Origin of the sequence: Mesorhizobium sp. M0437 (assembly GCF_040321335.1) — a bacterium.
In the GTDB taxonomy this organism is placed as follows: domain Bacteria; phylum Pseudomonadota; class Alphaproteobacteria; order Rhizobiales; family Rhizobiaceae; genus Mesorhizobium.
On record NZ_JAMYRK010000061.1, the window covers coordinates 11,706 to 37,200 of the forward strand.

General features: G+C 58.9%; 22 protein-coding genes and 4 pseudogenes. 19 read left to right on the forward strand and 7 right to left on the reverse strand.

Going from position 1 to position 25,495, the window contains the following annotated elements; translation table 11 throughout:
* Positions 1-42 precede the first annotated feature (42 nt).
* The 6 genes from NKI72_RS27385 to NKI72_RS27410 are packed head-to-tail and all read right to left on the reverse strand — an operon-like array spanning position 43 to position 6,097.
* A complete protein-coding gene (locus NKI72_RS27385) occupies positions 43-1,149 on the reverse strand; it encodes an alcohol dehydrogenase family protein (protein ID WP_352851399.1) in 1,107 nt (368 codons plus the stop codon).
* A 14-nt stretch (positions 1,150-1,163) separates the two neighbouring features.
* Complete coding sequence (locus NKI72_RS27390) at positions 1,164-2,270, reverse strand: mandelate racemase/muconate lactonizing enzyme family protein (protein ID WP_352851401.1); 1,107 nt, start codon at positions 2,268-2,270, stop codon at positions 1,164-1,166.
* On the reverse strand, positions 2,267-2,647 hold the full coding sequence (locus tag NKI72_RS27395) for a carboxymuconolactone decarboxylase family protein (protein ID WP_352851403.1): 381 nt from the start codon (positions 2,645-2,647) through the stop codon (positions 2,267-2,269). The genes NKI72_RS27390 and NKI72_RS27395 overlap by 4 nt, the downstream gene beginning before the upstream one ends.
* Positions 2,648-2,659: 12 nt before the next feature.
* Positions 2,660-4,111: an aldehyde dehydrogenase family protein gene (locus NKI72_RS27400; RefSeq protein WP_352851405.1), complete on the reverse strand. Its 1,452-nt coding sequence runs from the start codon at positions 4,109-4,111 to the stop codon at positions 2,660-2,662.
* On the reverse strand, positions 4,104-5,204 hold the full coding sequence (locus tag NKI72_RS27405) for an aromatic ring-hydroxylating oxygenase subunit alpha (protein ID WP_352851407.1): 1,101 nt from the start codon (positions 5,202-5,204) through the stop codon (positions 4,104-4,106). The genes NKI72_RS27400 and NKI72_RS27405 overlap by 8 nt, the downstream gene beginning before the upstream one ends.
* The gene (locus NKI72_RS27410) at positions 5,201-6,097 is read right to left on the reverse strand and encodes a MurR/RpiR family transcriptional regulator (RefSeq protein WP_352851409.1); all 897 of its coding nucleotides are present in this window, start codon (positions 6,095-6,097) and stop codon (positions 5,201-5,203) included. Before NKI72_RS27410 ends, NKI72_RS27405 begins: the two co-directional genes overlap by 4 nt.
* 71 nt (positions 6,098-6,168) lie before the next feature.
* On the opposite strand from NKI72_RS27410, the gene NKI72_RS27415 reads away from it, so the two are divergent.
* The 10 genes and pseudogenes from NKI72_RS27415 to NKI72_RS27460 all read left to right on the forward strand — a co-directional run bounded on the left by NKI72_RS27415 (position 6,169) and on the right by NKI72_RS27460 (position 17,719).
* The gene (locus NKI72_RS27415) at positions 6,169-8,646 is read left to right on the forward strand and encodes an FAD-dependent oxidoreductase (protein ID WP_352851411.1); all 2,478 of its coding nucleotides are present in this window, start codon (positions 6,169-6,171) and stop codon (positions 8,644-8,646) included.
* Positions 8,639-9,934, forward strand: a complete 1,296-nt coding sequence (locus NKI72_RS27420; RefSeq protein WP_352851413.1) for an aspartate aminotransferase family protein — start codon at positions 8,639-8,641, stop codon at positions 9,932-9,934. The genes NKI72_RS27415 and NKI72_RS27420 overlap by 8 nt, the downstream gene beginning before the upstream one ends.
* A gap of 26 nt (positions 9,935-9,960) precedes the next feature.
* Positions 9,961-11,190 (forward strand): NAD(P)/FAD-dependent oxidoreductase, encoded by a 1,230-nt coding sequence (locus NKI72_RS27425; RefSeq protein ID WP_352851415.1) that lies wholly within the window; start codon positions 9,961-9,963, stop codon positions 11,188-11,190.
* A 17-nt stretch (positions 11,191-11,207) separates the two neighbouring features.
* Complete coding sequence (locus NKI72_RS27430) at positions 11,208-11,957, forward strand: electron transfer flavoprotein subunit beta/FixA family protein (protein ID WP_352851417.1); 750 nt, start codon at positions 11,208-11,210, stop codon at positions 11,955-11,957.
* A 23-nt stretch (positions 11,958-11,980) separates the two neighbouring features.
* Positions 11,981-12,955: an electron transfer flavoprotein subunit alpha/FixB family protein gene (locus NKI72_RS27435; RefSeq protein WP_352851419.1), complete on the forward strand. Its 975-nt coding sequence runs from the start codon at positions 11,981-11,983 to the stop codon at positions 12,953-12,955.
* Between the two features lie 60 nt (positions 12,956-13,015).
* Entirely contained in the window at positions 13,016-14,062 is a 1,047-nt protein-coding gene (locus tag NKI72_RS27440) for a GlxA family transcriptional regulator (protein ID WP_352851421.1), read from the forward strand.
* Positions 14,063-14,484: 422 nt separating this feature from the next.
* Positions 14,485-14,772, forward strand: a complete 288-nt coding sequence (locus NKI72_RS27445; RefSeq protein WP_352851423.1) for a gamma-butyrobetaine hydroxylase-like domain-containing protein — start codon at positions 14,485-14,487, stop codon at positions 14,770-14,772.
* A 9-nt stretch (positions 14,773-14,781) separates the two neighbouring features.
* Positions 14,782-16,517 (forward strand): annotated as a pseudogene (locus tag NKI72_RS27450) (fumarate reductase/succinate dehydrogenase flavoprotein subunit).
* Between the two features lie 10 nt (positions 16,518-16,527).
* Positions 16,528-16,761: a 4Fe-4S dicluster domain-containing protein gene (locus tag NKI72_RS27455; RefSeq protein WP_352851425.1), complete on the forward strand. Its 234-nt coding sequence runs from the start codon at positions 16,528-16,530 to the stop codon at positions 16,759-16,761.
* Between the two features lies 1 nt (position 16,762).
* Positions 16,763-17,719 (forward strand): HEAT repeat domain-containing protein, encoded by a 957-nt coding sequence (locus NKI72_RS27460; RefSeq protein WP_352851427.1) that lies wholly within the window; start codon positions 16,763-16,765, stop codon positions 17,717-17,719.
* A 19-nt stretch (positions 17,720-17,738) separates the two neighbouring features.
* Here NKI72_RS27460 and NKI72_RS27465 read toward each other — a convergent pair whose 3' ends face one another.
* Positions 17,739-18,536: a Crp/Fnr family transcriptional regulator gene (locus NKI72_RS27465; protein WP_352851429.1), complete on the reverse strand. Its 798-nt coding sequence runs from the start codon at positions 18,534-18,536 to the stop codon at positions 17,739-17,741.
* Between the two features lie 345 nt (positions 18,537-18,881).
* Between NKI72_RS27465 and NKI72_RS27470 the strand changes: the two are divergent.
* From NKI72_RS27470 to NKI72_RS27510, 9 genes and pseudogenes are all read left to right on the forward strand, one after another.
* A pseudogene (locus tag NKI72_RS27470) lies at positions 18,882-20,299 on the forward strand (ABC transporter substrate-binding protein).
* Positions 20,300-20,307: 8 nt separating this feature from the next.
* The gene (locus NKI72_RS27475; RefSeq protein ID WP_352851431.1) at positions 20,308-21,090 is read left to right on the forward strand and encodes an ABC transporter permease; all 783 of its coding nucleotides are present in this window, start codon (positions 20,308-20,310) and stop codon (positions 21,088-21,090) included.
* Positions 21,090-21,920 (forward strand): ABC transporter ATP-binding protein, encoded by an 831-nt coding sequence (locus NKI72_RS27480; protein WP_352851437.1) that lies wholly within the window; start codon positions 21,090-21,092, stop codon positions 21,918-21,920. Before NKI72_RS27475 ends, NKI72_RS27480 begins: the two co-directional genes overlap by 1 nt.
* Positions 21,921-22,878: 958 nt before the next feature.
* Positions 22,879-23,070 (forward strand): hypothetical protein, encoded by a 192-nt coding sequence (locus NKI72_RS27485; RefSeq protein ID WP_352508265.1) that lies wholly within the window; start codon positions 22,879-22,881, stop codon positions 23,068-23,070.
* Between the two features lie 571 nt (positions 23,071-23,641).
* Positions 23,642-24,202 carry a KR domain-containing protein gene (locus tag NKI72_RS27490; RefSeq protein WP_352851433.1) on the forward strand — a complete coding sequence of 187 codons (561 nt, stop codon included), beginning with the start codon at positions 23,642-23,644 and terminating at the stop codon, positions 24,200-24,202.
* Positions 24,199-24,498: a KR domain-containing protein gene (locus NKI72_RS27495; protein WP_352851435.1), complete on the forward strand. Its 300-nt coding sequence runs from the start codon at positions 24,199-24,201 to the stop codon at positions 24,496-24,498. Before NKI72_RS27490 ends, NKI72_RS27495 begins: the two co-directional genes overlap by 4 nt.
* 5 nt (positions 24,499-24,503) lie before the next feature.
* Positions 24,504-24,647: pseudogene (locus tag NKI72_RS27500) on the forward strand (helix-turn-helix domain-containing transcriptional regulator); the annotation flags it as partial.
* Positions 24,648-24,698: 51 nt separating this feature from the next.
* A complete protein-coding gene (locus NKI72_RS27505; RefSeq protein WP_352773432.1) occupies positions 24,699-24,920 on the forward strand; it encodes an ABC transporter permease subunit in 222 nt (73 codons plus the stop codon).
* 161 nt (positions 24,921-25,081) lie between these two features.
* Positions 25,082-25,495 (forward strand): annotated as a pseudogene (locus tag NKI72_RS27510) (ABC transporter permease subunit); the annotation flags it as partial.

Genomic DNA, 25,495 nt, shown 5'->3' on the forward strand with positions numbered 1-25,495 from the left:
TGAGCGGCGGAGTCGATAGCCTCCTACGTTGGAGAATCGCAGCTAGTGCGTGGTGACCACGATGTTCCCGACGTGCTGTTTATCCATAAACGCCTGCTGCGCTTGGGGGAGCTCTCGCAGAGGGTACTGCGCTGCCAGAAGTGGCTTCAGCAGTCCCTGCTCGATGAGGCCTACAAGTCGCTTGGCCGTGCCAGGTGGTACAATTGTTGCGCCAGTGAGCTGCAGATCCTTGTAGATGAGCTGTCGCAAATCGAACTCGACTGTAGGCCCTGAAATTGCGCCGGAGCTGGAATACCGTCCTCCTTGGCGTAAAGCTTCAATGAGATGACCGAAAATATTGCCTCCGACGACGTCAATCGCAACATCGACCTGGCCGCCTACCGCCGATCGGATTGCGTCAGACAGAGCAGGCGTGTTTCGATCGACTACCGCATTTGCGCCGAGTTTCCTAAGGTTGGCCATCTTCGAGGCGCTCGCTATAGCAACGACCCGCGCCCCGCGCAGCCGACACAGCTGCACCGCAGCCGACCCGACTCCGCCCGAAGCTCCCGCGATCACCACTGTCTCACCGGGACGAAGATCCGTTCGCGCCACCAGGTTCTCCGCCGTCGTGTACGCGCAAGGGAATGTTGCAAGCTCCGCATCGGAAAGGTCGGTGTTGATACGCAGCGCATTGCCGGACCGTACGACCGTATATTCGGCAAAACCGCCATCGCATTCCGATCCAAAATAGATCGCATTGGCAAGGTCCATCCAATCACCCGTGCCAAGCAACCAGGGATCCACTATAACCCGCTCACCAATTCGCGCGGAATCCACCCCCGCGCCGACGCCGACGATGATGCCAGCGACGTCAGCGCCCTGGATCAATGGGAATCGAACTGGCGCACCACCCCAAGTTCCTTCCTCTGATCGAGCATTTGCAAAGCCTTCGCTGCCGGTCGATGGCGTGATGCCGTCTGTAACCGATTTGGAATACCAAGCCGTGCGAGTGTTGATGTCCGTATTGTTCAAACCACAGGCGCCGACTCTGATCAGAACCTGCCCCTCTGCAGGCGTCGGAATGGGCCAATCTTCACGATAGTGGAGTTTATCCAGGCCGCCATGGCCAGTCAGTATAACGGCGCGCATTAATGATTGTGAGCTCACGAGGATCTCCTGGGTCAATGGAACGTCGATACCGGTGCCCCAAGGTGGTTGGGGTCGGGGCTCACTCCTAAGCCGGGCACCGAGGGGGGCGTGGCATAGCCTTTGACGTTCCGCGCACCTTGACCTGGAACAGGATCAACGGCCAGGTGGTGATGGCAAAGCCAGCTCGCCAGTCTGTTTTCGCGCGGGGTTGAGGATGCAAGGTGTATGGCTGCCGTGTCGGCTAGGGCGGATCCCCCGAGATCCTCCAGATGCATCTGCCAGCCGACAGACACCCCGAAGTCGCGAATTTGCCTTGCTTTGGTCAGCCCGCCAACGCGATTAGGCTTCACCTTGACACCCTCGCACGCACCGAGCTTCCAGGCATCAAGATGATCCTGGAAGGTATGCAGGCACTCATCGAGCATAATAGGCTGTTTGACCCGGCTTGCGACTTGCGCGCATTGCGCAAGGGTTTCGCAAGGCTGCTCGACCCATCCACGCAAGGCGACATTATTCAAGACTTGAACCGCAACGGCAGGAAGCCAGGCGCGGTTTACGTCATAGGTGACCGTTTCGTCTGGGCGCAAAGCCGCTTCGATTGCCTCGATTCTCGAGATGTCAACGACAGGGTCACTGCCACCAACCTTCGCCGAATGCGTCCGATATCCATACTCGTAGGCCTGACGGATCAGCGCGATCATCTCATCGTTAGATCCGGTGGAAATAGACGAGTTGACGGCAACCGGATCGGCTTTGTCGCCTCCAAGCAACCGCCATAGAGGCATTCCAGAAACGCGCCCCAATATGTCCCAGCACGCCATATCGAGTGCCGATTTGACATAGAGGTGACCAGGTAAGGCGATGTCCATCGTGCGATTGATGGCGTCAAGAGCGCAAGGGTCTTGGCCCAATAGAGAAGGTGCCAGCGTTCCAATTCCAGCGCGAATACCGGGCCCATGGGCGGGTAGATAGGTGTTGCCCCAAGGGCATCCTTCACCCCAACCCGAAATGCCCTCATCGGTGTCGATCCGGACGAACGTGCTGTCGAGCTTGTCAAAGCGAAGCCGTCCTCCCGATAACCAGTACGGTTTCGAAAGAGGCAGGTCTACCTGCCAAACGGTTATACTGGTGATCTTCATAGCATCCCTTGCTCCTGCAGCACTTTGCGGGCAACGCGAAAGCACTCGAGCGCTTGGGGAACGCCGCAATAGATGCCGACAACGTGGATAACAGCGCGGATTTCGTCCGTTGAGACGCCATTGGTAATGGCGCCGCGGCAATGGGTTTCCCATTCATGCATTTTGCCCAAAGCGCCGATCATGGCGAGATTCATCAGCGAGCGCGTTTTCGCGTCGATCGTCTCATCTCCCCAACCAAAACCCCAACACCATGCTGTCATCGCCTCTTGAAAGGGCCGGGTGAAATCATCGGCCGCAGCGAGATTGGCTTCGACGTACTTTGCACCTAACGTAGCCTTGCGCTTGGCAAGACCGACGTCAAACAAATCCTGTTGCAACGGAGTTCTCCTTCAGCGAATGGCAATCGCGATGTTTTTGGTTTGCAAGTAGTTCCAAAGCGCCTCTCGGCCTTTTTCGCGGCCGTAGCCCGATTTGCCGTAGCCGCCAAAAGGTGTCTCGACGCCCCCGGCGTACCACTCATTGACGAATACCTGTCCGGCTCTTAAGCGCCGCGCGGTCTTCATCGCGCGATCGACATCTGCCGTGAAGATACCGGAGACCAAGCCATAATCGGTGCCGTTCGCCAGGCGCAGCGCCTCATCGTCACTGCTGAACTTCAAAACCGAGAGAACAGGCCCAAAGACTTCCTCCCGTGCGATCGTCATATCCGGTGTTACGTTGTCGAAGACAGTCGGCTCCAAGAAAAATCCTGGACGGTTGAGGCGCCTGCCACCGACGACCGCCCGACCTCCCTGCCGCTCGGCTTGCCGGCACATGGATTCAGCTCGATTGCGTTGCGCGTCCGAAATCATGGCGCCCATGTTGGGACCGAATTCGGGCCTATCCACGCCAGGACCTGCTGAAATGGAGCGCGCCATGTCCGCAACCCGCTCAACAACCTCGTCGTGCACATCCTCATGCACGATCAGCCGAGACATAGCCGAACACACCTGGCCCGCGTTGAAGAAAATCCCCCAACGAACATTCGACACAAGGTTGTCCAGGTTCGCGTCCGGCCAAGCGATCGCGGCGGACTTACCGCCCAGTTCAAGCACGCATGGAACCACATTTTTTGCAGCGGCCGATGCGATACTGACCCCTGTCGGAACCGAGCCGGTGAAGACGATCTGATTTACGTCGGGGTGGCTGACGAGGGACCCGCCCGCCTCGCTGCCCAAGCCGCAGAGAATATTCACCGCCCCCCGCGGCAGCCCCGCGTACTCGGCGGCGCTTGCGATGAACGAATTGGTCAAAGGGTCGAGCTCAGGAGTCTTTACAACGCACGCGTTGCCTGCTGTCAGAGCCGCCGACAACGAGCGTGCGGTCATCTCGAGTGGATAGTTCCAGGGGACGACATGCGCGGATACGCCGAACGGTTCGTAGACCGTGAAATCGTAGTAGCTGTCTCCGAGGGGTATGGAACGACCTTCGATCGTTTCGCACTGATTGCCGTAGTACTCGAAATATCGAGCCGCCCCTTCGACCTCGATGCGGGCCTCCCAAAGCGGTTTGCCCGCTTCGCGGCATAGGACATGGGCAATCTCGTCGATATGATCGAGCAGATAGGTGCCCATCGCCCGCACCATTCGCCCCCGCTTGACGGGACGCATTTCTGTCAACGCGCCGGACTCATGACAGGCCTTGGCGGCCTTCACGGCGCGATCAACGTCTTGCGCGCTCGCCAGGGCTTGCTGCGCAAGCGCCTCTCCAGTTGCAGGATCATCGACGCTGAGATTGCCCGCACCGCCGTCGACCCACTCACCATCTATGTAGTTCTGCCAAAAGGCTTTGATCTCAGGCATCGACACCTTCACGCATCCACTGCTGTAACATTCGTACCGAGTGCTCGGAGTTCACACCGCAGTTCGGATCGATAACGAGCGGACCCGGTCTGTATCCGCGACTGTGCAAGCCACGCTGGACGGCCTCGACGATATGGATATCCTCTTCGACGGTTGTCACCCTGTCCTGCATTGCCAATTTTCGGATGATGTCGGACTCGGCTCCGTCGATCGTATACCAACCACGCCAGACGACGACTTCGTCGACATTCTTGATGCGCCAGTGATAGGTGTTGAGAATATTGCCGGGATAAACCTGAAAGGAAAATGTCGGCCAAAGAAACCAGGACGAATATTCCCCAGCGCGCGCATTGGCGTTGAGGTCGATGGGATAACTCATTCGGTCGAGATTCTGGCATTCGGTAGTATGACGCAGACAATAGCCCTGAGGCTGGATGTCATATGTTTCGGGCTTTATAACCCCGGTAGCAAACGTCTTATGGTTCAGAGCACAGTGGTAGCATTCGGAATAATTCTCGATCGATACCTTCCAGTTGCAGCTTTCAGGAATCTCAACCCATTCCAGAGGCTTCAGCTGGTCGATGTGAGGGACAAATTCCGTCAGCTCCTGCCGAACCTTTGGGAACCACTCGTCCATCGGTTTGGCATCCGGGTCGAGATTGACAAAAACGAATCCGCAAAACAGTTCGACTTTCACGCTCGTCAGACAGATGTCGTTGCGATCGAATCCCGGGACGGCATTGACGTTGGGACCGCCTCGCAGCTTGCCCGTGAGTTCATAGGTCCAAGCGTGGTAGGGGCATACCAGAAGCCGAGCGTTCCCGCTTCCCCTTACCAGTTCATGCGCGCGATGCTGGCAAACATTGTAAAAAGCGCGGACCTGGCTATCTCTGTCGCGAATGCAAAACAGGCTCTGCCCTGCGAGCTCAAAGGTGAAGTAGTCGCCAGGTTTCTCCACCAAAGAGGAGTGGCCTGCGAATTGCCACGTCCTGCTCAGAAGTCCGTCTTCTTCGTTGGCGAAGATGGTAGGATCGGTATAGTAGCGCGCTTCCAGCGATCGCAGGGGTTTCGGCGGCTCGGACGAAACGTTCATCGTGGTTCCTCTTTCCAGTAGACACCAAGCTCGTAGCGGCGCTTATGAAAGCGCTCGATATTACTGACTGCATCGGCAGCCGCTTCAGCCACCACGAAAGCAACGATCGTTTCAAAAAGCGCCGTCAAGGCAACGGTCGACGGGAAAAACTGTGGCGTGTCGGTCGGGATGACGAAACGTTGGTCGGCGCGGGCCAGGATAGGCGACGCGGGACTATCCGAGATGCCAACGACCCTGATGCCATAGGCGCGAGCCAACTCCACGGCCTCGACGACCTCGCGCCGGTACGGCTTGAACGTCATGGCTATCAGGAGATCGCCTTTCTCGGCGCGAACCAATCCGTCCACAGGAAGGGATCCCTCGCGTGGAATCGCAACGACGCTGTCCACTGCCATGCTTGCCAGATAGGCGAAATTTCGGGCAACCGAACTGGCAAAGCCCAAGCCCAAGACGTAGGTGGTGCGCGCTTTTACAATGGAATCCGCGAGTTTCTTGATCTCGGACGCGCTTGTTCCCGAAAACAGACCTTCGATATTTTCGATCGATGTGGATGCCATCTGGCTGTAGAGGCTGGCTAGTTTCCCGCCTTTGGATAGCGACTGCAGCCAGCGGGCCCGGTCGGGAAAGTCCTCACGTCCGCGCATCACTTGCTCTCGAAAGGGTTTGCGAAAATCCTCGTAGCCCTCAAAACCAAGCGCGCGCGCCATTCGCACCAGCGTGTTGGGCTTTACGTCTGCGCCTTGCGCCATGCTTCTAATCGACGTGATGCTGATCATGTTCGAATTCTCGAGCACGTGGGCAGCTGCCTTTTGCAACTCGGGAGTGAATGTAGATAGGCGGCTCGTCAGATCGTCGAGAACCGTTGTGGCTGTTTTTCCGTTTGGTACAGTCATGTGTTTCATCCTTGACAATCGTACACTTGTTCGGTAGCCCTGTCTACAGGCAGTTTTCTCGGGAGACGACAATGAGCATATCTCACGCGCGGGTAGTAATCATAGGCGGGGGCATCATGGGGTGCGGCCTCGCCTATCACCTCGCGCATGAAGGCTGGACCGACATCGTGTTGTTGGAGAAGGCCGAGTTGACGTCGGGATCGACATGGCATGCCGCTGGGCAGATCACGCATTCGACCTCGAGTTTTTCGCTCGGAAAATGCGTCGGCTACAATATCGATCTCTATTCCAAGGTGCTCGAAAAGGAGACCGGACAATCCGTAACCTGGCATGGCTGTGGCTCTTTGCGGCTGGCCTACACGGATGACGAACTCGACTGGCTCCGTCAGACCCTGAGCGTCGGAAAGGCGCTGGGCTTCACCATGGAATTGGTGGATCTGGAGCGCGTCAGAGAGCTTCATCCCTTTTATAATCTCGAAGGCGTGCAGGCGGCGCTGTACACGCCCGATGACGGCCATGTTGACCCTTCCGGCGCCACATTCGCACTTGCGCAAGGTGCACGTCAGCTCGGGGCTAAGATCGTTCGCCAATGTCGGGTCATGGACGTAAAGCCAGAGCCCAATGGCGAATGGCGCGTCTTTACGGAACAGGGTGAGATCGTTTGCGAGCATGTCGTTAACGCGGGTGGCACTTACGCGCGCCAGGTTGGCAAATGGGTTGGGCTCGACGTCCCCGTCACCTCAATGACCCACCATTACTTGATAACCGACACCGTTCCGGAATTCATGACGCTAGAGAAGGAGCTTCCCGTCGTTCGGGATGATCGTTTGGTATCCGGCTACATCAGGATGGAGCAGAAGTCCGGTTTGATCGGCATCTACGAGAAGGCGAATCCCAATGCCGTTTGGATCGAAGGCTGTCCATGGGAAGCCGAGCATGAGCTGTTCGAGCCCAATTACGATCGCATTATGCCTTGGCTCGAAAATGCGATGGGTCGGATGCCAGTGCTTTCCCAGCTCGGCATCAAGCGGGCTGTGCATGGCGCCATTTCTCACCCCCCGGACGGCAACCCTCTGATCGGTCCTGCGCCTGGACTTAAGAATTTTTGGCTCAACTGCGGCTGTCAGATTGGTATCGGATGGGGGCCAGGACTGACTCGCGAACTGGCCCGTTGGATGGTCCACGGCGCCTCCGACATCAACATGCGCGACTACGACCCACGGCGTTTTGGCAAGTTTGCCGACCCGGGGTATCAGGTAACCAAGGCAAAAGAAGATTACCTTCTGCGCCATGAAATACCCTTCCCGCATCTCAACCGTCATGATGGGCGGCCGGTCAAGCCAAGCGCACTTTACGACCGCCTCCAGAAGCGCGGCGCTGTGTTCGAAGAGGTCTATGGTTGGGAGCGCCCTCGCTGGTTCGCGAGGGACGGTCTTGAGCAGAAAGACTATTACTCGTTTCGACGGCCCGCCTGGTTTCCGCTCGTTCAGAAGGAAGTCAATGCGGTGCGCGAATGTGCCGGCCTGATGGATATCTCGGCCTTCTCGAAGGTTCAGGTATCGGGCCCGGATGCTGCCGGGTTCGTTGATCGACTCATACCGAACCGACTCCCGTCGAAAACCGGCCGAATTACTCTTACGCATTTGCTGAACGATAGAGGGCGCATCGAGCTGGAAACGACGATCGTTCGCTTGGCGGATGACAGCTTCTACTTCACCTGCGCTGCCTTCTTCGAACAGCGCCTCCTGGACCATCTGACGTTTGCGCGCACGACGAATGAATCCGTGACCATCACCAATCTTTCGGACAGGTGGGGCGCGCTTGCGCTTAACGGGCCACGGTCTCGCGACATTCTGGGACCGAATACCGAGGCTGCCCTTACAAACGCGGCTTTTCCCTGGCTGACGGCTCAGAAAATCGAAGTCGCCGGGCAGAAGGTTTGGGCGTTTCGCATGTCCTATGCGGGCGAGCTGGGCTGGGAATTTCATGCTTCTAGAGAAAGCCTGCCAGCAATCTACGATGCCCTGCACGCCACCGGCAGCGCCTTCGGCTTAGTCGACTACGGCTCATTCGCAATGAACGTCATGCGCTTGGAAAAGATGTTCAAGGGAGCAGGGGAACTGACCAATGAAGTGACGCTGCCAGAGGCCGACGTCATGCGTTTCGTTAAGTTGGACAAGCCACAATTTGCCGGAAAGCAGGCGACGTTGGAAGCGATGGAGAGAGGGCCGAGTTGGATTTGCGCCTATCTTGCCATTGAGGCCGACGGCGTGTCCGATGGAAATGGCGGCGAAGCGGTTTTGCTGGGTGATCGGCAGGTCGGCTCCGTCAGCTCCATTGCTTATTCCTCGAGTGCCGGGAAAATCCTGGCCTTCGCCTATGTCGCTCCCGAAGCTGCGCAGGTCGGAACGAATTTGCAGGTCATGGTACTCGGTGAGCCTCGAGCGGCGACAGTTCTGGGCGACGCCGTCTTCGATCCCAACAATGAACATCCACGGGTTGATGCGGAAAGCTCAAGCCCGACCAAAAAGGTTGCGGCACATGCTTGACACCGTCGTGAATGCTAGCGCCACACAAAGCGATTGGGTGAGCCGGGCGAAGGCAGTCTTACCCGGCGGCGGATTTGGAAATTTTGATCCTTCCATCGTCATACGAGAAGGCCATGGCGCTCATGTCTGGGACGAGAATGGCAAGGAGTATATCGACTTTTTGATAGGCTCGGGACCTATGATCCTAGGTCATGATAATGCGGAGGTCATCGAGGCCATTCGCGAGCAAGCCACGAGAGGGCTCACCTTTTTCGCCAGCAACAGGCATGCGATCGAACTTGCGGAAGTCATCTGCGAGGCGGTGCCGTGTGCAGAACAGCTTCGATATGTTTCGACAGGCGGCGAGGCGGATATGTACGCCATGCGTCTCGCACGAGCGCATACTGGTCGCGATAAAATACTGAAGTTTGAGGGCGGCTATCACGGGATGTCGTCTGAAGCGCTGATCAGTGTTTTTCCGGACCGAATTGAGAATTATCCCAACGGCGTTCCAGACTCGGCCGGGATTCCGGAACAAGTCCGGGACGGCGTCTTCGTCGCGCCCTTCAATGACGTTGAATTCCTGCGTCAATTCCTGGCCCAGCATGGCTCGAAGATTGCCGGAATCATCGTAGAGCCGCTCCAGCGCTTGATCCCGCCGGCGCCAGGCTTCCTGGAGACATTGCGCGAGGAAACCTCGAAGCGAGGCATCGTTCTAATCTTCGACGAAGTTGTAACCGGATTCCGCCTCGCCTACGGCGGCGCTCAGGAGCGATATGGCGTGGTGCCCGATTTATGCACCTTGGGCAAGATCATCGGAGGCGGCCTTCCGCTTGCAGCGGTTGCGGGGAAGACGGAGATCATGGCACACTTCGATAAAGCAGCTGTTGGGAAGGACGGGTTCACCCTTCAGATCGGGACGCTAAGCGGTAATCCACTTGCCGCTGTGGCCGGACTCAAAACCTTGGAGATCCTGCGTCGAGCCGGTAGCTACGACCGACTTCGCGGATATGGCGTAGCGGTCATAGGCATGCTCAGCAACGCGCTCGACCAAACCGCTACCGCTTACCAGATCGTTGGCGATCCTGTGCTGTTTGACGTGGTCTTCACCGAGCAAACCGTGAAATCGTATCAAGACGTCGCAAAAGGCAATTCCGCGGCGGCCGGTAGATTTAATACCGCCCTGCGTGAGAAGGGGATCTTCAAGTCTCCGGGTAAGATCTACCCATGCCTTGCCCTGACCGACAGTGATCTGGCCTGGACGAAAGAAGCGATCGATTACGCTGCGACTAAACTGCTGGCAGCATAAAGCACAAATTATTCCCTGAGGAACATATGCAGGACAATGTTGTCATTGTCGGCACGGGGCAGGCTGCGCTCTCCTGTGCCGTAAGATTACGCGACTCCGGCTACGAGGGCGCCGTTACCATGCTTGGTGATGAGCCATGGCTGCCTTATCAAAGGCCACCGCTGTCCAAAGCCTACCTGAAGGGCGAGACAACGGCGGAGCGATTGGAATTTCGTCCTCAGGAGTTCTACGCTAAAGCCGGAATTATGGTCGAGCGAGGGAGTTCCGTTACCACGTTCGATCGCAACAGCCGAAATGTTAGGACATCTGACGGCAGAAGTTATTCTTATAGCAAGCTCGTTTTGACCACAGGCTCTCGGGCACGGACACTTCAGGAAGCGATGACGGACGGCCTGGACGGGATCCTGACCCTGAGGACCATCGCGGATGCCGATCGCCTTCGGAGCGCGTTAGCAAGCGCAAAACGCATCGTCGTCGTTGGCGGCGGTTATGTGGGGCTGGAAGTTGCTTCGGTTGCTGTTCGAATGGGCAATGCGGTCACCATTGTCGAAATGGCTGACCGGGTCCTCAAGCGCGTTGCAGGCGCTCCAACAGCTCAAGCGATCGAAGAACTCCATGTGCGCCACGGCGCGACCATCCTAACCAATGAGCAGCTGTCAGGATTTTCCGGCGACAGCGGCAAAGTCTCGAGCGTATCTTTGCAAAGCGGGAGGATGCTCCCTACCGATTTAGTGCTGGTTGCGATTGGTGGCATGGCGAATGTTGAGCTCGCCGCGCAAGCCGGCCTGATAGTCGAAAATGGCATCGTTGTTGACAAATTCGGACAGACCTCCGACACCGACATCTATGCGGCTGGTGATTGTGCCGCTTTTCCTTTTGGCGGCCGGCTAATCCGCCTCGAATCGGTACAAAACGCCATCGAGCAGGGCGTCGCGGTCGCCAATGCCATTTTGGGCAGGCCGGTGGCATATGAGCCTGTGCCTTGGTTTTGGAGCGACCAATACGACACCAAGTTGCAAACGGCCGGTCTGGCGGTTGACTACGATGACATCCTCGCGGTGTCCGTGGAACCGGGATGTTCGGCATTTTGGTATTTTCGCGACGGCTTGGCCGTGGCCGTCGACACGATGAATGACGCAAAAACGCATATGGCAGCGCGCCGGCTCTTCGGAGCTCGCGTCGCGCTTCGGCGTGAACTTCTCCTAAAACCCGACTTCAACCTCATGCAGTACTCCCGTATAGCTGCCGCGTCTTAGTGAATAAGGGAAAATCGATGAAAGTGCTTGTGCCCGTGAAGCGGGTTGTGGATGCGAACGTCAAGGTCCGGGTCAAGGCCGACGGACTGGGCGTGGAGCTTGCCAACGTCAAGATGGCGATGAACCCGTTCGACGAGATCGCGGTCGAAGAGGCAATCCGCCTGAAGGAAGCCGGCAAGGCCGAAGAGATCATCGTCGTATCGATCGGCCCGCAGCAGGCACAGGAAACCTTGCGCACCGCGCTCGCCATGGGCGCCGACCGCGCCATCCTGGTCAAGACCGACGAGCAGACCGAGCCGCTCGGCGTCGCCAAGGTGCTGAAGGGCGTCGTCGACGCCGAACAGCCTGGCCTCGTCATCCTCGGCAAGCAGGCGATCGACGACGACTCGAACCAGACCGGCCAGATGCTGGCGGCGCTTCTGGGCTGGGCGCAGGGCACCTTTGCCTCCAAGGTGGTGCTCGAGGGCGACAAGGCCAAGGTGACCCGCGAAGTCGATGGCGGCCTGCAGACGGTGGAGTTGAAGATGCCGGCGATCGTGACCGCCGACCTTCGCCTCAACCAGCCGCGCTATGCCTCGCTGCCCAACATCATGAAAGCCAAGAAGAAGCAGTTGGACGAAAAGAGCCCGGCCGACTACGGCGCCGACGTCAAGCCGCGGCTGAAGGTCATCAAGACCGAGGAGCCGAGCGGCCGCAAGGCAGGCGTCAAGGTCAAGAGCGTCGCCGAACTGGTCGACAAGCTCAAGAACGAAGCCGGCGTTTTGTAAGCGATCGGGAAAGGAACAGAAAAATGACCATTCTCCTCATCGCGGAACACGACAACGCAACGCTTTCGGACCAGACCGCCAAGGCCCTGTCAGCCGCCCTTCAGATCGGCTCGGACGTCGATGTGCTGGTGGCCGGCAAGGGCGCCAAGGGCGCGGCCGACGCCGCCGCCAAATTGAAGGGCGTCGGCAAGGTGCTGCTGGCCGAAGCCGACGAACTCGCCGAGCGCCTCGCGGAACCACTCGCCGCACTCGTCGTGTCGCTGGCTGGCGCTTACGACACCGTCATCGCGCCGGCGACCTCGTCGGGCAAGAATGTCACGCCGCGCGTGGCTGCCCTGCTCGACGTCGCGCAGGTGTCCGAGATCATCGAAGTGGTCTCGCCGGATACCTTCAAGCGTCCGATCTATGCCGGCAATGCCATTCAGACGGTGCAATCGACAGACCCCAAGAAGGTCATCACCGTGCGCACTGCCTCCTTCCAGGCGGCGCCCGAGGGCGGCTCGGCTGCTGTCGAGACGATTCAGGCGGCGGCCAATCCGGGCCTGTCCTCCTTCGTCGAGAACAAGCTGTCCGAGACCGACCGTCCGGAACTGACCTCGGCCAAGATCATCATCTCAGGTGGTCGCGCACTGGGTTCCTCGGAAAAATTCCAGGAGGTCATCCTGCCGGTCGCCGACAAGCTCGGTGCAGCCGTCGGCGCTTCCCGCGCCGCCGTCGACGCCGGCTATGCGCCGAACGACTGGCAGGTCGGCCAGACCGGCAAGGTCGTGGCGCCCGACCTCTACATTGCGGTGGGCATTTCCGGCGCCATCCAGCACCTTGCCGGCATGAAGGACTCGAAGGTCATCATCGCTATCAACAAGGACGAGGAAGCACCTATCTTCCAGGTTGCCGATTACGGCATCGTAGGCGATCTGTTCGTCATCCTGCCGGAGCTGGAAAAGGCGCTCTCAGGTGGCCGAAGCGAGAAAGATGGCTTGGTTCGATCCTCTCGGTAGAGGTTAGGAAACGACGGCATCCTCTGGTCGGTATGCCACTAAAATTCGAGCGGTGACAGAGTGAACTTAATAAACAAGAGATTTGTGATCGAGCGGCAATCGGACGGCGTAAATCTAGATGTCTACCCATTCATGCCTTTGGCTGATGGAATGACGGAATTCTTGATAGTCCTTGTTCCGGGATTTTCACAACTGTGTATGTCGTCGTTCATCGATCCATTGCGGTACGCAAACAGATTGTCCGGCTGCGAGCGGTTTCGATGGAGGTTGATAAGCGACGGCGGCACCCCTGTTATGTGTGCCAGTGGGATCCGAGTGTGCGTAGATGCAAGTCTTAATGAGGAAGCCAAGCTTCTGAAATCGAAACGTTTACCCGATGGCATCGTGGTTTGCACGGGCGAGGGAATCGAGCACTATCATTCAGCACCACTGGTGTCGCTTCTACGCCTCTGTGCGCGTCGCAATGTGAGGCTTTACGGACTTGGCACCGGCGCATGGGTCCTTGCTGCGGCCGGTCTGTTGTCAGACACGCGCTGCACCATCCATTGGGACACGATGGCAGCGTTCTCGGAGACATTTGAAGGCCTCAAGCTGACCGACGCTCTGTTCGTCGAGCAGAAAGGAATAGTTACTTGCGCCGGTGAATTTGCGGCGTTTGATCTCGCGATCAGCTCAGTAGAAGACCGCTGTGGTGTCGATGTGGCGCGATCAGTTTGCCGCTTCCTCACAGCTGATCGATGGCGCGAGGGGGAAAGCTGCCAATCAGCTCCCCTTGGGCTTCGCTTCAGCGGCGCGAGCGAAAAGCTGATCCGCATCATTCGCATTATGGAAAATTCTGTAGATGAGCCATTGACGATCCGCGCGATTGCTCAACAGCAAGGCCTTTCTTGCCGGCAAATCCAGCGCCTCTTTCTTCACCATCTCAAGGCGACACCGATGCGATACTATCTTTTGCTCAGAATGGCGCGGGCGCGCCAACTACTCGAATTGACCGATATGTCCGTGCTGCAGGTGGCAATCACTTGCGGTTTCGTCTCATCATCGCATTTTTCAAAATGTTTTCGTGACCACTTCGGTGAATCACCGAGCAGTTTGCGACGCAGCTAATTGGAATTTTCCCCCCGCGACCTCACGACCGGGCACTCGCTTCTACTTCGTGACAAGGTAAGTGAATTAGCGTCAATGCCGATCTCGCGCTCAAGCAGCGGTCACCGGTGAGGGGGTCCCGGCCGTATTCGAGTTGACCCCTTCGCATTTTAAGAAAGAGGGGTCGGCACCACGAGACCGCGGCTCACAATAGACACCGACAGATAGACAGGGTGGAACGATCCGAAAAAGGATTTTGCGCATCAGGCTGGTCGCATCGGGGCGGAAGAACACCAGCAGATGCCGTTGAGGTGGGCGGCAACCACCCATCTTGTTCCGCCCCGATTTATCCCGGTTTCAATAAGCATGCTGGCCGTAGGCAATTTATTGCGTGTCCAGGGTCCTATGATCCCTAAGATGGGGGCGAACCATCAGGAACCGCCGTGATACCTCTTGAGCTCAAGGTCACCGCCGCGCGCAGCCATCTCTGCGTTACATGGGATGACGGTGCGGTCTCGCTCATCCCGGCGTCCATGTTGCGAGCGCGCAGCCGGGCGGCACCGCAGGTCCGGGCAGACATCGAGGGCGACGAACATTCGTTCGAGACCGTCACCGTGACGAGCGCAGAGGCGATCGGTTCATATGCCATACGTCTGGTTTTCTCCGACGGTCACGACCGGGGCATCTATCCCTGGAGCTATTTGCGCGAAATCGCCGATTCTCAGGCTTGAGGAACGAGAATGGATAATTTTGTCGAAGGACTGTCGGAAGTCACCTGCGATGTGCTGGTGATCGGCGGCGGCACGGCCGGACCGATGGCGGCGCTCAAGGCGAAGCAGAAAAATCCCGCGCTGAATGTCGTCCTGCTCGAGAAGGCCAATGTGAAGCGTTCCGGAGCTATCTGCATGGGCATGGACGGGCTGAACAACGCCGTCGTTCCAGGATATGCGACGCCCGAGCAATACACCAAGGAAATAACCATCGCCAATGACGGCATCGTCGACCAGGCGCCGGTCTTCAAATACGCCTCGCGCTGCTATGACATCATCCAGGAACTCGACCGTTTCGGCATCCGCTTCCAGAAGAACGCCAACGGTGATTTCGACCTGAAGAAGGTCCACCATCTCGGAACCTATGTGCTGCCGATGCCGAATGGCGATACCGTCAAGAAGGCGCTCTACCGGCAGATCAAGCGCGAAAGGATATTGGTCTCCAACCGGTTCATGCAACGCGGCTGTTGACCGCCAAGGACGGCAGGATCGCGGGCGCCATTGCGGTGAACACGCGCACGGCTGAATTCCTCGTGCTGCGCGCCAAGACCGCGATCCTCTGCATGGGCGCGGCGGGCCGGCTCGGATTGCCGCATTCCGGCTATCTCTTCGGAACCTATGAGAACCCGACCAATTCCGGTGACGGGTATGCCATGGCCTATCATGCGGGTGCCGCACTCGCGAATCTCGAATGCTATCAGATCAATCCGCTGATCAAGGACTATAACGGCCCGGCTTGTGCTTACGTTGCCGGTCCGTTCGGAGCCTATACCGCTAACAGTGAAGGCAATCGCTTCATCGAAAGCGACTACTGGTCGGGACAGATGATGCAGGAATTCTACAACGAACTGCAGTCGGGCAAGGGCCCAGTGTTCCTGAAGCTCAACCACCTTCATGCCGACACGGTCGGCGAGATCGAAGAGATCCTGCACAAGGTCGAGCGCCCGTCGCGCGGCAGGTTCCATCAGGCGCGGGGCACCGATTACCGCGAAAAGATGATCGAAATGCACATTTCCGAAATCGGCTTCTGTTCGGGTCACAGCGCATCGGGCGTTTTCGTCGATGAATTCGCCCGGACCACGGTGCCGGGCCTCTACGCCGCGGGCGACATGGCGAGCGTGCCCCACAACTATATGCTCGGCGCCTTCACCAATGGAGCTGTCGCGGGCGAACACGCTGCCGAAGTCGCGCTGGAAACCAACCTTCCGGATTTCGACAGCGAGTTTGTCCGGGCGGAGCGCGAGCGGGTGTTGGCACCGATGCGGCGCGAGGACGGCATCCCGCCCAACCAGCTGGAATACAAGGCCCGACGCCTGGTCAACGACTATCTGCAGCCGCCCAAGGTGACGGCCAGGATGCAGATCGGCCAGGCGCGGCTTGCGGAGGTCAGGGATGATCTCGAAACCGCCCTTGTCGCACGCGACGCACATGAACTGATGCGTTCGCTCGAAGTGTCGTCCATTCTCGACTGCGCCGACATGGCGGCCCATGCCTCGCTGTTCCGCACGGAGAGCCGCTGGGGGCTCTATCACAACCGCGTCGATTATCCCAAAAAGGATGACGACAACTGGTTCTGCCATACGCTTATCCGCAAGGTCGACGGCCGCCTGGTTTCTGAGAAGCGGCCAATCCAACCCTACATCGTTCCGATCGAGAACGACGAGCGGACGGCCTATGACCGTCTGCGCGTTTCCAATCAAGCCTGACGAGGAAGCCATGCCGCTTGCGCTTTCACCCACAACCGTTCCCGTCGTCGTGGACGAGGCGAAATGCATCGCCGACAAAGGCTGCACGGTCTGCGTCGATGTCTGCCCGCTCGATGTCCTGCGCATCAGCGAGCTCACTGGCAAAGCCTATATGAAATTCGACGAGTGCTGGTACTGCATGCCGTGCGAGGAGGATTGCCCGACCGGCGCTGTAACCGTCAACATCCCCTATCTGTTGCGCTGACATGACTGCATTCGATCCCTTCGAAGATTTTGGCGACATCGAGGAAATCGGCGAGCGACTGAACGATGCAGACGCGGCCGTGCGACGGCTTGCCGTGATCGACCTTGCCGAGACCGCGAGCGCGGATGTGCTGCCGCATCTCCTGACCGCAGTTGCCGACCCCGACGCGACCGTGCGTTTGCAGCTGGCGATTGCACTGTCCGAGTTCGACAGCGTTGAGGCGGCTGCGGGCCTTGCCAGTTTGGCGGCGGATCAGGATTTGACGGTGGCCCAGGCGGCAGCCGATAGTCTTGCCGAACTGAAGGATCCGGCGGCAGCGCAATCCATTCTGCCGCTCGTCAGTCATGGGCGCGCCTTCGTCCGGGCTGCCGGTTTTCGCGGGCTGAAAGCGTTGCGTTCGCGCGGCGCACTCGGCCCCGCTCTGGCGGCGATGCGGGATGAGGATGCCAATGTGCGCGCACAGGCGCTCGGCGTCGTTGCCTATCTCAAGCTGGAAGAGACGTTGCCGTCGCTCATCGCCGCGACGCGCGATGCCGATGCCACCGTTCGGTCGGTTGCGGTCAACGCCTTGTCCTTCACAAGCCAGCCCGCCGCAGCGGCCGCCGTGACGGCTGCCCTCGACGATGAGAACTGGCAGGTGCGGGCCGCGGCGGCCGAATCGCTCGGCCGTATCGGCCAGACCTCGGCCGTCGACGGACTGAGCGCCGGCCTTTCCGACGAATACTGGCAGGTTCGGCAAAAATGCCTGAATGCGCTTGCCAAGCTCAAGGCGCAATCGGCGGTACGGCAGATCTCCGAGCTGTTGACCAGCGACATGGCCTCGCTCCGCAAGGAGGCCGCGGCGGCGCTCGGTGAAATCGCCGATCCATCGTCGCGGGATGCTCTCATGGCGCATATCGGCGACGCCGATCCAGACGTACGCAAGACCGTCCGCTGGGCGCTGACGCGGCTCGGTTAGTGGAAGCCGAAACGCGGCCTCACCCGGCCGCGCGCTTCGAAACCATTTCCTTCAGCGCGTGCGGGCGTTCGATGCGGATATGGCGCGGCGTCACCGTTACCAGCCCTTCCTTTTGGAAGCGCTTCATCATCATCGTCACCCATTGGCGTGTTGAGCCGACCATGGCCGCAATCTGGTCATGAGTCACCTTGGCATTGATGACGATTGCCCGTCCATCGCGGACGCCATGAAGGTTGCCGAGATTCATCAGGAATTGCGCCAGACGTTCGATCACCGAACGCGTGCCGAGCATCTGAGCCATCGCCGAATAGCATCTGCCCTTCGCTGCAAGCCCCTGGAGAAGACAGAGCGCGAAATTCGGAAGCTCGACGACGAGCTTCTTCAACGCATTGGCCGGTATGAACAGCATCCGGCATTCACTCAATGCTTCTCCAGACCAGATATGGATTCCACCGCCGGTCATTTCGGGACCGCCAATGAAATGCCCCGCTGTCCAGTAGGCGAGGGTGATTTCGCGTCCTGACGGTGCCGTGTAAAAGACGTGAACCTTGCCGCTTTCGATGATGAAAATGCCACCGTGCGTATCGCCCTGGGTGAAGATCGCCTGACCGGTCGCAAAAGCGAGACGTCGGCCGTGCGCCCCAAGTTTCGCCCACTCGTCTGATGTCAAGGCGTCTAGAAAATGCGCGCCGTCGTCGAGCCCTTCCACGCTTTCGCTGAGAAAAAGCGCACGATCGCCGGGAAGAACGACCTGCTCGGGCAGTTCGAGCGCCGGCTCATGTTTTTTACGCTCAGCTTCGAAATCGATCGAAAGCATTTCGAGGCTCATATCCGGCTCCTTGCGCGTCCTGAAAACGCGTAAAAAGTATATAAATTCTATAGACAAAAAAGGAATATAGTTGCGCCGTTCACGCCTGACGTAGATGATTCTTGTGCCCTTATTTCGAACGGCGCATCTAACCACTTGTTTTAGAACGACGATTTTAATCCGTGCCAAAACCGGCCGGATGCCCGCGGTCCAAGACCGGCTCCGAAATCGTGCAAGTAATTGCTTATGCCTTCAGCCGATCGGCACATAAATTTGCGGGACAGCGGTTGGCAATCGCCACTGCGCCGGCAAATCCAGCCGCCGTATGCCGGCATCAAATCACGAGGTAGGACCATGAATTTTCGGACACATTTGGCTGCCCTTGTCCTTGCCCTTGTGGCGGCCGGCTTCGCGTCTGCCGCGGATGCCGAAACCATCCGCGTGGCGATCGGCACGCAGGACACCACCATCAATACCGCCACCGGCGGATTGCTGATCCGTGAGTTGAAGCTGCTCGACAAATACCTGCCGCACGACGGCAAGTATAAGGACGTCACCTATGATATTCAGTGGAAGAACTTCACGAGCGGCGCGCCGATCACCAATGAGCAGATCGCCGGAAAGCTTGATTTCGGCGTGATGGCGGATTTCCCCGGCTCGTTCAACGGTCTCGCCCATATCAAGGCCGGAAGAAAGAGCCTGTTCATCACCGTGCTGTCCGGCAGCGTGAACGGCAGCGGCAACGGCATTGTGGTGCCGACCGCTTCGCCCATCCAGTCGCTCTCGGACCTCAAGGGCAAGACCATCTCCGTTCCATTCGCATCGACCTCGCATGGCATGCTGCTGCGCGCGGTCAAGTCCCAGGGGTGGGACGCCGAACGCGACGTGAAGATCATCACCCAGGCGCCTGAAGTTGCCGGCGCGGCCCTCCAGGCAACCAGATCGAGGCGCATGCCGATTTTGTCCCCTTTGCCGAACTCTTCCCCTGGCGCGGCTTCGCCCGCAAGATCTATGACGGATCGCAGGCAAAGACGCCCACTTTCCACGGTGCCCTGGTCGATGCCAACTATGCCGGAAAATATCCCGAGATCGTTGTTGCCTATCTTCGCGCCGCAATCGAGGCCGATCAGTTGATCGCCAGGGAGCCGGAGAAATACAGTGAGCTGATCGCAAAGGTGACGGGCGTCGATGCCGAGGTCGACTACCTGTTCCATGGACCGCTTGGGCTTCAGACCCGTGATTTAACCTGGAAGCCGGAATACCGCCAGGCTGTCGCCACCGCGATCGACACTTTGAGGGTCCTGAAAAAGACCGACCAGTCGCTCGACGTGAACAGCTTTGTCGACGACCGGTTCATAAAGGCCGCATTCAAGGCGTCTGGGCTCGACTATGATGCCGCGCTCAAGAACTATGCCCAGCTGCCTTTGAACGCCAAGGATGCTGCCACCGGTGAGGCGATCAGCGATCCCAAGCGCGTTGCTGAGATCTGGGTCCAGGGTGAGCCGCTCGTGCGACACTATGCGTCGCCGCAGAACGCATTCAAGGCGCTCAAGGCCATTGAAGCTGAGGGCAAGCCGGTCCGGGTGTTTTATGCGCAGGACCGTGAAAGCGGTATCAAGCTGCTCGGCAATCAGGCCTGGTTCGTGCATGCCGACGGCGGCGAAGTCAGCGCCTTCCTGCTGAAGGAAAACGCCGAGCAATGGGCCAGGGATCATGGTGGCAAGGTGTTGGATTTTGCTGCCGCCAAGGCCTCGGTCATAGCTACCAACTGAGGCTGGCCATGACGCGTTTCCACCTTGGGCGCTGGTTGCGCCGGGCCGGATCCCTCGCCATCTGCCTCATTCTCTGGCAGATGGCATCGAGCCTCAGACTGAATCTCGGCATTGTCACGTTCGAGAATGTGCCATTGCCCGTGGATGTCATGTGGGCAGCGTTGGATTTCCTGCGCTCGCCCAAGTTCTTTGCCCATGTCTCGAGCAGCCTGGAAAGGGTTCTTGCCGGCTTTGGCATCGCCGCCGTGATCGGCATCGGTCTCGGCCTTGTCATCGGTCGCTCACGGTGGCTCGGGGATTTCCTGCAAGCCCCGATCGAACTCCTGCGGCCGATCCCGGCCGTCGCCTGGATTCCGCTTGCGGTTCTGATGTTTCCGTCGTCGGAACTCTCGATGATTTTCATCACCTTTACGGGCGCATTGTTTCCGATCCTGCTCAACACCGTCCATGGCGTGGAAAGCGTCGATCCAAGGTTGATCGCCTCCGCGCGCAGCCTGGGGAGCACCCGGACCGCGATGCTGTTGGAAGTCATTATTCCAGGCGCCGCGCCGAACATCGTCACGGGCTTGGTCATCGGCATGGGCACGTCCTGGTTTTGTCTCGTTACCGCCGAGATGATCGCCGGCCAGTTCGGTATCGGTTACTACACCTGGGAATCCTACACGCTGCAAAACTATCCTGAAATCATCGTCGGCATGATCCTGATCGGGCTGTTCGGCATGGGAAGCAGTGCCCTCTTGCGAGCGGCAGGGGCGGCACTTCTTCCATGGCACACGAAGGACAGCAAATGATGAACACCCATCAGCGCAGCTTTCGCCCGGCAACGGGTCGTATCGAGGCCAATCGTGTTTCGATCCGGCTCGGTCGCGGCAGCAGTGCGTTCGAAGCCGTCAGTGATGCAAGCTTCGAAGTCTCTCCCGGCGAATTCGTTTGTCTTCTGGGGCCATCTGGCTGCGGGAAGTCGACCCTACTCGGCGCCTTGGCGGGACATATCAAGCCAGCTGCCGGCGTCCTTTCGGTCGACGGACAGCCCGTAAAAGACCCTCATCCGGAACGCGGTATCGTTTTCCAGCACCACACACTGTTTCCGTGGAAGAACGCGCGCGACAATGTCGCTTTCGGCCTCAAGATGCGCGGCGTCAAGCGCGGGCAACGGCGTCTCGAGGCGGAGAAAATGCTCGATCTCGTCGGTCTGAACGGCTTTGCTGGGCGCTATCCCGGCCAGCTGTCCGGCGGCATGCAGCAACGCGTCGAGATCGCGCGTGTTCTCGTCAATCAGCCACGGTTGCTGCTGATGGACGAGCCCTTCGCAGCGCTCGACGCGCTGACGCGGCTTCGAATGCAGCAATTGCTGCTCGATATCTGGGAGCAATTCCGCAAGACGATCCTATTCGTCACCCATGATATCGACGAAGCCCTGCTGCTCGCCGATCGGATCATCGTCATGCAGGCGCAGCCCGGCCGGATCCACAAGGAAATCACCGTGCCTTTCGAGAGGCCGCGCATGACCGAGATCATCGCCTCGGGCGAGTTCATGCGGCTGAAACACCATTGCCTGCATCTTCTTCACAGCGACAGGCGAGGGGATACTTTGCCCCGGCTTTCTCCCTTGGGTTTGTGATGAATTTCGAGGCAGTCTCGACAGCCGCCGTCCGGCCTGGAAGATCACAACGGGTTCATGAACTTTGGAATCTTTAGACTCCGTATTCGTACTTAGAATTGGCCAAGATCACAGATTGGGCCGATGACCCAATGCCTGTCGCAGGATGAGGAACTTCGAAGCTCGTGCTTGCGCGACCTGACCATAAGAAAGAAGTCGCCCGAGAATGCGATGTGAGGGCATGTGGACTCGATTCCCGGAACGCTGGTCGTCAATAACGGCGCAGTGCTCGAACTGGCGTCGAATGGCTATTTTGCGCGCGGCCGTGCATCGGGTCGTGACGCCGACGCCGGCGTCCAGGGGCTTCCGTTCCGTTTTTCTTAAGCGCGGCGGGAGTGCGACCATGCCGCTTCTGAGCCTGCCGAAAGAATTGGCGGCCGAGGCCCGCGGACCGGCAAGTGGTCGGGGCACTGTTGTTCCGACATGTCGCCTGAAAAGCCGACCGCGTTCGTATGCCGATGTGGCACGCCGGTGCCGATCTTCAGGTTTGCGGTCGGAGCACGAATCTTTCCCGTTTCGCGCTTTCTTTGGAATGTCATTCGTCGCCAAAGCCGTGAAATGAGCTCAGAAAGGCAAAATCGTTCGGCGGTTTTCCTCCCATTCCGCTAAACGGTGTTCCCCTCTGAAGGCTTTGACCTTCAGCCGGCCGGGCCGCATTCGAGCCCGGCCTTTTTTGTTCGACGGGCTGCTTTGTTCAGATCTGCTGGAACGCGTTTCGCTGGGTCAGTCTTTCGGAAACAAGACGGTTTGCATTCGCAGCCGATGTTACTTAAGCGTCATGCGAAATCTGGCGGTCGACCCAGGATTGCCAAGTCCGCTCGCTTCGCTAAATTGAGGCGCTAGATCAGTCCAATCGGGAGGCCATTCTCGGAGCCCAAAGGATGGCCTGTAACCTCTAGATATCCCGCCCAAACCCCCAATGGCCCAGCGTTACGACATAGAGAAGACGCCCGAAGGCACGTGGGACATTATCGACGTCTTCACGGGGCTGCCGGTCGTCGAGGTGGGCGTTCCCTTAATCGACATGCCTATCGAAGAGGCCGACGACTTGGTCGACCTTCTCAACTGCCGCGACAGGACACGGCGGGGCGATATTCAGGCTCTCTCGTAAGTGGCAATTTCACCAACCATTCCTTCAGCCAGTTCGACGCGGTCTCGAACATCAAATTGATTTCGTTCACGCAGAGGACCAAGATCTCCCGTACCTGTTTCGAGTCCGTTGGATCTACAGGTTGTCCTCCAGAACGAGGGGCTGCAAATATCAACGAAGGCGGTCGACGAGGAGGACCAGGTAGCGGGCTGGTCGTGGACCACGCACACCAGTGCTCTGACCGACCGCGAGCCGGTCGGGCTCGAAGCTGGTGTCGACCTCCGATCCATCCAAGCACGCTGCGCCGAACACTGGGATTGGCTGAGGGTGGAGGCACTGTATCGACAGCGTGGCATCGGCGGATACGGTTTCCCCTGGCGGATGCAGCAACTCCTCCGCGGCGACGGCGAAATCGTTGCGTCCTTCAGCAACGATCCTACTGTTGCGACGTCGGACAGGAGTTGGGCTGAGGTGCTCAATGCCGCACTCACGATTGTCCCGTTGCTGCTGCCTGATGACGACGTCTTGGGAATGCCTTCGCGTATCGATCGGATGGCGGTGGTGGGAACAGCACCCGAGACCTACGCCGTCCATGCATATCGGACGGAAGGGGCAGGTCATAGAGGCCGTGCCCGAGGTCCGGGCGTTCGCCTGCTACAATGCGAGAAATCCCCCACATCGAGGCTTGGGCGAGCGCCGCCTGATCCGCCGCGTCATAGCATTCGATGGAAATGGAGTGAATTCCTTGCGCCTGAAGCCCGGCACGGCCGTTCCGGCGCCTGACGGCACGGACGCCGTCTCGTGCGCATGCCAAGCCGACGCAGGCTATATTGTGACAGGTGGCCTGGGCGCGCTCGGCCTTGAAGCCGCCCATTACCTAACGGGACGAGGCGCGCGACGGTTGGTTCTCGCCGGGCGACGGGGACTGCCCGGCCGGGAGACCTGGGCTGACCACCAAGATCCCAGCATTCGCCGGACAGTCGAACGCATTCTCGAACTGGAGCGCCTTGGTGTGACAGTGGTCCCCTTGCGACGAGCGGGAGATCACGGAGAAACTATCCGCCACGACGCTCGGCATTCCTGCCATCCGGGGTATCGTTCATGCTGCCGGCGTCTTCGAAGGCGGGATGATCGGTCCAGCGCGACGCGATGAGGCGCGTTATGGCGCCGAAGGTCACTGGCGGCCTGTTGCTGCATCAAGCGTTCCCTCCTGGTTCGCTCGACTTCTTCATACAATTCTCTTCCTCCGGCCAGTTCGCGCGATTGACAGGTCAGGCGAGCTATGCGGCGAGCAACGCTTTCCTGGACGCTCACGCGCGCCATAGAAACACAACGAATACGCGCGATTCACTCAGCATTTCCGGTTTGCTCCTATCCTACCACGCCTCGTTGCCTCAGGCTCATGACCGTTGGGCGGACTACAAGCGCCGCAAGAAGGCGAAGGCGTGAGAGCAATGGCACTCTCGCGCAGTTTCAAGGAGACCGTGAAGGCGCGCGCCGAGCGTGATCCAGCGTTCCGGGCAGCGCTGCTCGGTGAGGCGGTTGAAACCTTCGCCGCCGGCGAGGCCGACACCGGCAAGGCGCTTATCCGGGATTATAAACGCGACTCGAGGCGGAGAAAATGCTCGATCTCGTCGGTCTGAACGGCTTTGCTGGGCCTGTCCGGCATCCCGCGTGGCTATCGCGAGCTTGCCGACGTGCTGACCTTCGGCTGGTTTGACTTCGCCCTGATCATCGCCATTCCGGGTGCGCTGCCGCAAATCTTCACCGGCCTTCATGCCGCGCTGATCTACGCCTGGACCGCGACGGTGGGGGCCGAGCTTCTGCTCAACATCGCACCAGGTATCGGCGGGCGCCCTGCCAAGTGTTGATCAAGGTCGGTTGGAAAGCCGCCAGCGCGATGAAGACGACTTTGCCGGCCTCGCCTCCGCCGAACCACATCGAGATGAGCGACTATCTGGGTGTCAAGTTGCATTTGCGAACTCTTTGCGCGCTTCGCGTGCTTTTGCATTGAGAATGAGGAGCAGCTTGCGGCATCGCGTTTGCGCTTTCGCTGCTCATTACCCTCGCGATCATGGTTGCGCTGGGCTTCACCATCGAGCGAACTGTGCTGAGGCCGCTGGTCAATCGCTCGCCGATGACGCTGTTCATGGCCACGCTTGGCCTGTCTTACATCATTGAAGGCGCTGCCCAGTTGGTGTGGGGCACGCAGGTGCACGGGCTCGATCTCGGCATCGACGACACGCCGTTCGAGGTCGGCCGTATCCTGATATCCTCGTTCGATCTTCTTGCTGCAGGCATTGCCGCGGCGATGGTCGCCGGCTTGAGCGCATTCTTCTATTGGACCCGCGTCGGCCTGGCGTTTCGCGCCGTCGCAGACGACCAGTTCGCGGCGCTCGCCGTCGGGCTGCGGCTGCCCCGGATCTGGGGGACGGTGTGGACGGCC

What these genes read in the sequence shown, in the direction of transcription:
- NKI72_RS27390 (WP_352851401.1), bottom strand. Translation starts at nt 2,270, where the DNA reads ATGAAGATCACCAGTATAACCGTTTGGCAGGTAGACCTGCCTCTTTCG.
- NKI72_RS27400 (WP_352851405.1), bottom strand. Translation starts at nt 4,111, where the DNA reads ATGCCTGAGATCAAAGCCTTTTGGCAGAACTACATAGATGGTGAGTGG.
- NKI72_RS27405 (WP_352851407.1), bottom strand. Translation starts at nt 5,204, where the DNA reads ATGAACGTTTCGTCCGAGCCGCCGAAACCCCTGCGATCGCTGGAAGCG.
- NKI72_RS27410 (WP_352851409.1), bottom strand. Translation starts at nt 6,097, where the DNA reads ATGACTGTACCAAACGGAAAAACAGCCACAACGGTTCTCGACGATCTG.
- NKI72_RS27415 (WP_352851411.1), top strand. Translation starts at nt 6,169, where the DNA reads ATGAGCATATCTCACGCGCGGGTAGTAATCATAGGCGGGGGCATCATG.
- NKI72_RS27420 (WP_352851413.1), top strand. Translation starts at nt 8,639, where the DNA reads ATGCTTGACACCGTCGTGAATGCTAGCGCCACACAAAGCGATTGGGTG.
- NKI72_RS27425 (WP_352851415.1), top strand. Translation starts at nt 9,961, where the DNA reads ATGCAGGACAATGTTGTCATTGTCGGCACGGGGCAGGCTGCGCTCTCC.
- NKI72_RS27430 (WP_352851417.1), top strand. Translation starts at nt 11,208, where the DNA reads ATGAAAGTGCTTGTGCCCGTGAAGCGGGTTGTGGATGCGAACGTCAAG.
- NKI72_RS27435 (WP_352851419.1), top strand. Translation starts at nt 11,981, where the DNA reads ATGACCATTCTCCTCATCGCGGAACACGACAACGCAACGCTTTCGGAC.
- NKI72_RS27455 (WP_352851425.1), top strand. Translation starts at nt 16,528, where the DNA reads ATGCCGCTTGCGCTTTCACCCACAACCGTTCCCGTCGTCGTGGACGAG.
- NKI72_RS27460 (WP_352851427.1), top strand. Translation starts at nt 16,763, where the DNA reads ATGACTGCATTCGATCCCTTCGAAGATTTTGGCGACATCGAGGAAATC.
- NKI72_RS27465 (WP_352851429.1), bottom strand. Translation starts at nt 18,536, where the DNA reads ATGCTTTCGATCGATTTCGAAGCTGAGCGTAAAAAACATGAGCCGGCG.
- NKI72_RS27475 (WP_352851431.1), top strand. Translation starts at nt 20,308, where the DNA reads ATGACGCGTTTCCACCTTGGGCGCTGGTTGCGCCGGGCCGGATCCCTC.
- NKI72_RS27480 (WP_352851437.1), top strand. Translation starts at nt 21,090, where the DNA reads ATGAACACCCATCAGCGCAGCTTTCGCCCGGCAACGGGTCGTATCGAG.
- NKI72_RS27485 (WP_352508265.1), top strand. Translation starts at nt 22,879, where the DNA reads ATGGCCCAGCGTTACGACATAGAGAAGACGCCCGAAGGCACGTGGGAC.
- NKI72_RS27490 (WP_352851433.1), top strand. Translation starts at nt 23,642, where the DNA reads ATGCATATCGGACGGAAGGGGCAGGTCATAGAGGCCGTGCCCGAGGTC.
- NKI72_RS27495 (WP_352851435.1), top strand. Translation starts at nt 24,199, where the DNA reads ATGAGGCGCGTTATGGCGCCGAAGGTCACTGGCGGCCTGTTGCTGCAT.